Source organism: Actinoplanes rectilineatus, assembly GCF_000962825.1.
Lineage (GTDB): Bacteria > Actinomycetota > Actinomycetes > Mycobacteriales > Micromonosporaceae > Actinoplanes > Actinoplanes rectilineatus.
Genome location: NZ_JZKF01000005.1, coordinates 230453 through 237601 on the forward strand (window position 1 = coordinate 230453; position 7149 = coordinate 237601).

Here is a 7149-nt window from a genome sequence, read left to right on the forward strand (position 1 = left end):
GGCCACCCGGACCCGGCTGTGCGATGGTCGGTCGGTGCCTGTCACACCGCCCGTACCCTGGCGCTGGGTTCTCAACCGGACGCGCGCGGTGCTGCGCAGCGCCCTGACCACCTTCGTGGTGCTGACCCTCACCCTCTGGCTGATGCCGGGGGTGGAAGGCACCGACATCCTCGACGTCCTCGGACTGGTCGTGCTGGTCGCGGTGGTCGGCGCGGTACTGCGCCCACTGCTGCTGCTCGGCGTCACCGCCCTGGGCGGCTGGGGCGCGATGCTGCTCGGCGTGGTCGCGCAGGTGGTGGTGATGGTGGTCGCGCTGGAACTGGACCCGGCCGGGCAGATCAGCGGCCTGCCCACCCTGATCGGGGCGGCGATCGTGGCGGTGGTGGTGGCCGCCCTGCTGGACTGGATGGCCGACAGCGGCAGCGACGACACGTTCGTCCGCGAGGCACGGCGGCTGATGCGGGGCGTACGCCGCCGCGCCGCCCGCCGCGCCGGTGGCCCGCTGTTCGCCCTGCGCCGTCCTCGGCCGGGCAGCGAACCCGGCCTGCTCATGGTGCAGTTGGACGGGGTCGCCGAGCCGGTGCTGCGCTGGGCGATCCGGGCCGGCAACCTGCCCACCATCGGGGCCTGGCTGCGCGACGGCACCCACACGGTCCGCCGATGGCACACCGGTCTGCCGTCCACCACGCCCGCCTCCCAGGCCGGCATCCTGCACGGCGCGAGCCGCCAGATTCCCGGTTTCCGCTGGTACGAGAAGGACACCGGCCGCCTGATGGTCTCCAACCGCCCCCGCGACGCCGCGATCATCGAGTCCCGCCTCAGCGACGGCAACGGCCTGCTGCGCGACGGCGGGGTGAGCATCAGCAACGCGTTCAGCGGGGACGCCGCCACGAGCCTGCTGACCATCAGCCACGCCGCGCTGCCCGGCCGGTCCGCCCGGGGCTGGGCGGCATTCATGGCGTCCCCGTACGGCTTCACCCGCGCCCTGGTGCTCGGCGTCGCTGAGGTCTTCACCGAACTGCACCAGGCCCGCCTGCAGCGCCGTCGCAACCTGCTGCCCCGGGTCAGCCGGTCCGGCGCGTTCCTGGCGCTGCGCCCGGCGTCGATGCTGCTCCGCGACGTCAACGTGTCGCTGGTCGCCGAGCAGATGGCCCGCGGTGTCCCGGCGGTCTACTGCGACCTGGTCGACTACGACGAGGTGGCGCATCACGCCGGACCGGCCCGCCCGGAGTCGATGCGGCAGCTGGAGAGCCTGGACCGGATGCTCGGCGTCCTGCAGCGCCTCGCGCCGGAGGCGGCCCGCGACTACCACCTGGTGGTGCTCTCCGACCACGGGCAGAGCCAGGGCGCCACCTTCCGCCAGCGGCACGGCGAGACCCTCGACGAGGTGGTCGGCCGGCTCACCGAGACCGGCCGGCCCGTCCAGGTGGTCTCCTCGGGCAACCTGTCGATGCTGTACCTGACCGACATCGACCGGCGCACCGACCGGGCCGCGATCGAGCACGCCCATCCGCGGCTGATCAGCGGGCTGGCCGCGCACCCGGGAGTCGGCATGGTCGTGGTCCGGGACGTGGACGGGCCGGTCGTGTACGGCACGGACGGCACACACCGGCTGCGCGACGGGGTGGTGACCGGAGACGACCCGCTGCTGGCGTACGGCCCCGGCACCCGCGACGACCTGCTGCGCCACCAGGAGGCCGTGCACGTCGGCGACCTCGTGGTGATCAGCGCGGTGGACCCGGTGACCGAGGAGGTCGGCGCGTTCGAGGAACTGGTCGGCTCGCACGGCGGCCTCGGCGGCTGGCAGACCGACGCGATGCTGGTGCACCCGGTCGGCTGGCCGGTCGCCGCGGACCTGACCGGCCCGGACGCCGTACACCGCCAGCTGGTCGCCTGGCTGGAGATGCTGGGCCTGCGCAAACCCGACCCGGAGCAGGTCTCCGCGCCGCGACTTTCGCTGAGTCACGATGGTTAACGCCAGTGTGCGGATCATCGGAGTCCTCCTGACCCTGGTCACGGTGCTGACCGGTGCGCCGGCCCGGGCCGCGGAACCCGAGGTCCGGTCCGCGCCGACCTTCGACGGCACGGTGACCGCGATCGCCTACCTGGCCGGCACCGTCTACGTCGGAGGGTCGTTCACCAGGGCCAGCTGGGACGGGCGGACCTACCGGCGGCTGCGCCTCGCCGCGTTCGACGCCCGTACCGGCGCGCTGCTCAACTGGGCGCCGGCCGCCGACGGCCCGGTCCGGGCGCTGGCCGCCACCGGCGACGACGTCTTCGCGGCCGGCGGCTTCCACACCGTCGACGGGCACCGGCGGGACTCGCTGGCCCGGATCAGCGCGGTCACCGCCGAGGTCGCCGGATTCAGCCACGACCTGGACGGCACCGCGTACGCCCTGGCCGCCGGCAACGGCCGGCTCTACCTGGGCGGCAGCTTCTCCGCCGTGGACGGTCGCGAACACCGCAACCTGGCCGCCTTCGACCTGGCGACCGGGCTGCTCGACGACGGCTGGGCGGCGCGCACCGACGACCGGGTGCACACCCTGGCGGCCAACGGCGCCGAGGTCTACCTGGGCGGCGCGTTCCACCGGGTCAACGGGGAGAAGCACACCCTGCGCCTGGCAGCCGTGGACGCGGTCACCGGTGACCTCGACAGGTACTTCCGGCCCCGGGTGACCGCCGAGGTCAACGCGCTGACGGTGGACCCGTCCGGGATCTACACGGCGGGCGGCGGGCAGGGCGGGCGGGCCGTCGCGTACGGCTTCGACGGCACGGTCCGCTGGCAGCGGGTCTTCGACGGCGACGCGGTGGCGATCACCCGCCGGCACGGCGTCACCTACGTCGGCGGACATTTCGACCGGGCCTGCCTCACCCCGCGCAACGGCCCCCAGGGCTCCTGCCTGGACGGTTCGCTGCCCCGGGTGAAACTCGCCGCGATCACCGGCGAGGGCACGCTCACCGGTTGGGCACCGCAGGCCAACGGCGTGATCGGGGTCCGGGTCCTGAACGCCGACCGCACCGCCGACGCCCTCGACGCCGGTGGGGACTTCACCACCATCGACGGATCCGACCGCCGGCGGTTCGCCCGCTTCTCAGGCTAGTCCGCGGCTGCGGGCCACACGTTCGCTGATCGCCCAGTACCAGGTCGGCGTGATCCGGGCCAGCAGATCCCCGGCCCGTGCCGCCGGCGTGATCACCAGGCGTGGCCGGCGGCACTGGATCGCCGCGACGATCTGCCGGGCCGCCTCCTCCGGCGGCAGGGTCAGCGCGGCCTCGGAGAACCGGCGCGACTGGGCGACCTGCTCACCGTCCGGATCCGGGCCGCTGATCCGGGCGTTCACCGCGATGTTGGTGCGCACCCCACCGGGATGCACGACGGTCACGCCGAGGCCGCGCGGTTCCAACTCGTGGCGCAGCGCCTCGGTGAAGCCGCGGACCGCGAACTTGCTGGTCGCGTAGGCCACCTGACCGGGCGGCGCGACCAGGCCGAACAGGCTCGAGACGTTCACCAGGTGCGAACCGGGCCGCTCCAGCAGTTGCGGCAGGAAAGCCTTGGTCATCCGGATCACCGCGTGCAGGTTGATCTCGAGCAGCCAGTCCACATCGGCCACCGAGTTCTGCTCGAAGGTCCCGCTCAGCGTCACCCCGGCGTTGTTGATCAGAAGATCGGCCGGGCCGTGGCGCGTGGCGACCATCGCGGCCAGGTCGAGGCGGTCGCCCCCGTCACTCAGATCCATCGCGTACGTGGAGACGTCCGCCGCCCCGAGCTCCCGGCACAGGCCGGCGACCCGCTCCATGCCCTCGGTGTCCCGGTCGACCAGGGCCAGCACCGACCGTCGTTTCGCCAGATCGAGCGACAGCGCCGCCCCGATCCCGCTCGCCGCCCCGGTGATCACGCATGTCCGTCCCGCGAAGCTGAACCGTCGCACCGGCACCACGCCTTTCCGTAGGCAACTCCACGCGCACCGTCACCAACGATTATCCCGGCCGCTCTGATATGCGGCGCCTAAGAACCGCACAGGACCCGCATAGCCCGGCTCGTCAATCTTCTCCCGGTAGCGCAGCAACCACCTTCAGGAGCCCCGATGACTCAGCACGATCCGTCCGCCCGCACCGGTCAGGTCCCGCTGTACGCGCAGAATGGCCCGGCCGGATGGCCCGCAGCCGCACACCCGCGCACGCCGCACGCCGAGCCGTCCACCTGGCCGCCTGAAGTGCCGGACCCCGACTCGGTGCCCACCGACTGGTCGCCGTCCGCTCCCAGCTCCGTCCCCGGGGACTGGTCGCAGCCGACCCAGAGTTCGGGCTCCGCCTTCTCCACCTCCTCCGCCGCCACTTCCTCCGCTGACTGGTCCTCCGCCGCCACTTCCTCCACTGACTGGTCCTCCTCCACCCCCGCGACGTCCGGCGAACCCGGCGGTGCGCACGCCGCCTGGCCCGCCTCCCCCGTGGAGCCGGGCGGCGCGCCCAACGCCTGGCCGCCCCGCAACACCGAGCCGAACCACAACGGCAACACCCCTGCCGGGTACGCGGAAAGCACCCGATCGTGGCAGCAACAGGCCGACGAGCCGACCGCCCACTGGGGCTCGCCGCAGGCCGGGCCGCCGCGGACCGACCCGAACCCGGCGACCTGGCACGAGCCGGTGCCGGACTCGGTCCCGCCGTCGTGGAGCGGAGGGGCGGGCGGCGTACCCGAGACGACGACCGCATCCTGGAGCAACACCGCGAGCGCACCCCACGACGCACGCCCGGCATCCTGGGGCGGCGCAGCCGGCCCGGTGCCGGACGCGGTCCCGCCGTCCTGGTCGGGACACGCCGACGCGGTGCCGGACAGCATCCCGGCCTCCTGGACCACCGCGGGTGAGGCCACCTCCACCTTCACCTCCGACGACACCTCCGTCGGCTTCCCCGCCCAGGCCGGTGGCTTCCCCGCCCAGGCCGGTGGCTTCCCCGCCCAGGCCGGTGGCTTCCCCGCCCCGGCCGAGTCCGGCCGCTTTCCGGCCCCGGCCGGTGGCTTCCCCGCCCAGGCGGAGACCGCCGCGCCGCCGACCGGAGGGATGCCGGCACCCTGGACGCCGAACCCGGTCTCGCCGGCACCGCAGCGTCAGCCCGAGACGGCCGGCAGCCCGGAGCCCTGGTCGCCGCCGAAGTCCGGTGACAGCGGCGGCCCGGTCGCGGCGATCGTCCGGAAACCGAAGATGGCGCTGGTCGCCGCGCTGGTAGCGGCCGCGCTGGCCGGTGCCGGGGTGGGGGCGGGCATCACCATGGCCTTCACCGGCGGGGACAGCAGCAGCAGTGTGCCGGCCGCACCGAACGGTCAGGCCGGGGTTCCCGGCCAGGACGGCGGTCAGCAGGGCGCACCCGGTGGGCAGCAGGGCACCGCACCCGAGGGGGCCGCGCCGACCGCGCAGGCATCGCAGGGCACCTGAGACCTTGTTCGGGGGATAGGAGCGGAGGCGGTTCCCGTCGTGGGCGGCGGGGACCGCCTCCGTGAGTTTCACACGCGTGGTACCTCAGGCTCTCGCCTTACGCGTGCGGTTCCTCCAGCAAGGCGGCGGCCGCGGCCTCGTTGCGGGCCCGGCGGCGGCGGACATGCCGCACGTGGAACGTCACGTAGATGGCGACGGCGGCCACCACCACACCGATCGCGATCCACCGATACCGGTGGGCGTGCTCCATCAGCGTCACGATGTTCGCGCCGAGCTGGTAGGCGACTGTGGTCCAGAAACCGACCCAGAGCGCCGCGCCGATCGCGTTGTAGAGCGTGAAGGTCTTCCACGGCATCTTGGTGATGCCGGCGATCACGCCGTTGAGCTGTCGCAGGCCGTCGATGAACCGGGCCACCACGATGATCCGGTTGCCGCGCCGGGCGAAGAACTGTTCGGCCTGCTCCAGACGCTTCGGGGTGATGAAGATGTACTTGCCCCAGCGGTGCACCGCCTTGCGGCCGCCGCGCAGACCGATCCAGTAACCGATGTTGTCGCCGATCACCGCGGTCAGGAACGAGATCAGGGCGACCAGCCAGATGTCCATCCGGCCGTAGCCCGCGTAGATCGCCGCCGCCACCATGATCGTCTGGCCGGGCGCCGGCACGCCGAAGCTCTCCACGACGATCACGCCGCCGATGGCGAGGTATCCCCAGCGGTCCAGGATCGGGGCTACGCCGTGCAGAAACCCGGGAAGCTCGGCTGAAGGTGGCATCCGCTACACGGTAGCTGCCGCCGGGAGCGGCACCACACTGACCTGTTCCGGAAGGGGAGTCAGACCTTTCGGGGTCAGCCTTGCTTCTGTGCGCACGCTGTGCCTTTCCTATGTCTGACCTGCTGCTTCGTTCGTCTTCGCGCGGACAGGAGGTCCGGCTTCGGACCCGGTCTTCTGCTCGGCTTTCGTTTCGGCCTTGCTGCTCTGCCCTGACTGGCCGGCCTCCGGCTCGTCTTTCGGTTCGGCTTACGACGCTGCCCTTACGACGCGGCCCTCACGACGCTGCCCTTACGACGCGGCCCTCACGACGCGGCCCTTACGACGCGGCCCTTACGACGCGGCCCTTACGACGCGGCCCTTACGACGCGGCCGGGGAAGAACAGCGGCGCCGATCCGAACCGGATCGACGCCGCCGTGGGGAGGGCTTGTCAGATGGTGTCGGCCGACAGCTGACCGCGCAGCTTGGTCAGGGCCTTGGTGAGCAGCCGGGAGACGTGCATCTGGGAGATGCCGATCTGGTCGGCGATCTGCGACTGGGTCAGGTTGCCGTAGAACCGCAGCGTCAGGATCTTCTGTTCCCGCTCGTCCAGGGTGGCCAGCGCGGGGCCCAGGGCGACCCGGGTCTCGGCGATCTCGAACTCGTGGTCGTCGCCACCGAGGGTGTCGCCGAGTTCGGTGTTGCCGTCCGTGCTGATCGGGGTGGAGAGGCTGGTCGCGTTGTACGCCCGCGCGCCTTCCAGGCCTTCCAGCACCTCTTCCTCGGTGATCCCGAGGTGGACCGCGATGTCGGCGACTGTCGGCGACCGGCCCAGGCTGTGGGTCAGGGTGCTGTTGGCCTCGGTGATCGAGAGGCGCAGTTCCTGCAGGCGGCGGGGCACCCGGACGGACCAGGTGCGGTCCCGGAAGTGGCGCTTGATCTCACCGATGATGGTGGGGATGGCGTAGCCG

Annotated in this window: 6 protein-coding genes; 3 read left to right on the forward strand and 3 right to left on the reverse strand. The window is 72.5% G+C overall.

The features are described 5' to 3' along the window. Window positions 1-34: 34 nt before the first annotated feature. The gene (locus WH85_RS05845) at window positions 35-1975 is read left to right on the forward strand and encodes an alkaline phosphatase family protein (protein ID WP_045740625.1); all 1941 of its coding nucleotides are present in this window, start codon (window positions 35-37) and stop codon (window positions 1973-1975) included. Beyond that, a complete protein-coding gene (locus tag WH85_RS05850) occupies window positions 1968-3101 on the forward strand; it encodes a hypothetical protein (RefSeq protein WP_045740626.1) in 1134 nt (377 codons plus the stop codon). Before WH85_RS05845 ends, WH85_RS05850 begins: the two co-directional genes overlap by 8 nt. Here WH85_RS05850 and WH85_RS05855 read toward each other — a convergent pair. Further along, complete coding sequence (locus WH85_RS05855) at window positions 3093-3929, reverse strand: SDR family NAD(P)-dependent oxidoreductase (protein WP_045740674.1); 837 nt, start codon at window positions 3927-3929, stop codon at window positions 3093-3095. The two genes, WH85_RS05850 and WH85_RS05855, sit on opposite strands and share 9 nt — an antisense overlap. A gap of 156 nt (window positions 3930-4085) precedes the next feature. Between WH85_RS05855 and WH85_RS52160 the strand changes: the two genes are divergently transcribed. After that, window positions 4086-5429, forward strand: coding sequence for a hypothetical protein (locus WH85_RS52160; RefSeq protein WP_157410794.1), 1344 nt, complete (start codon window positions 4086-4088; stop codon window positions 5427-5429). 97 nt (window positions 5430-5526) lie between these two features. Here the strand turns inward: WH85_RS52160 and WH85_RS05870 are convergent, their stop codons facing one another. Further along, complete coding sequence (locus WH85_RS05870) at window positions 5527-6201, reverse strand: DedA family protein (protein WP_045740629.1); 675 nt, start codon at window positions 6199-6201, stop codon at window positions 5527-5529. 428 nt (window positions 6202-6629) lie between these two features. Continuing rightward, window positions 6630-7149: sigma-70 family RNA polymerase sigma factor (locus WH85_RS05875; protein ID WP_045740630.1), on the reverse strand; the 520-nt coding region annotated here is incomplete at its 5' end.

Coding starts and splice junctions, on each gene's coding strand:
- WH85_RS05850 (WP_045740626.1), top strand. CDS start 1,968: ATGGTTAACGCCAGTGTGCGGATCATCGGAGTCCTCCTGACCCTGGTC.
- WH85_RS52160 (WP_157410794.1), top strand. CDS start 4,086: ATGACTCAGCACGATCCGTCCGCCCGCACCGGTCAGGTCCCGCTGTAC.
- WH85_RS05870 (WP_045740629.1), bottom strand. CDS start 6,201: ATGCCACCTTCAGCCGAGCTTCCCGGGTTTCTGCACGGCGTAGCCCCG.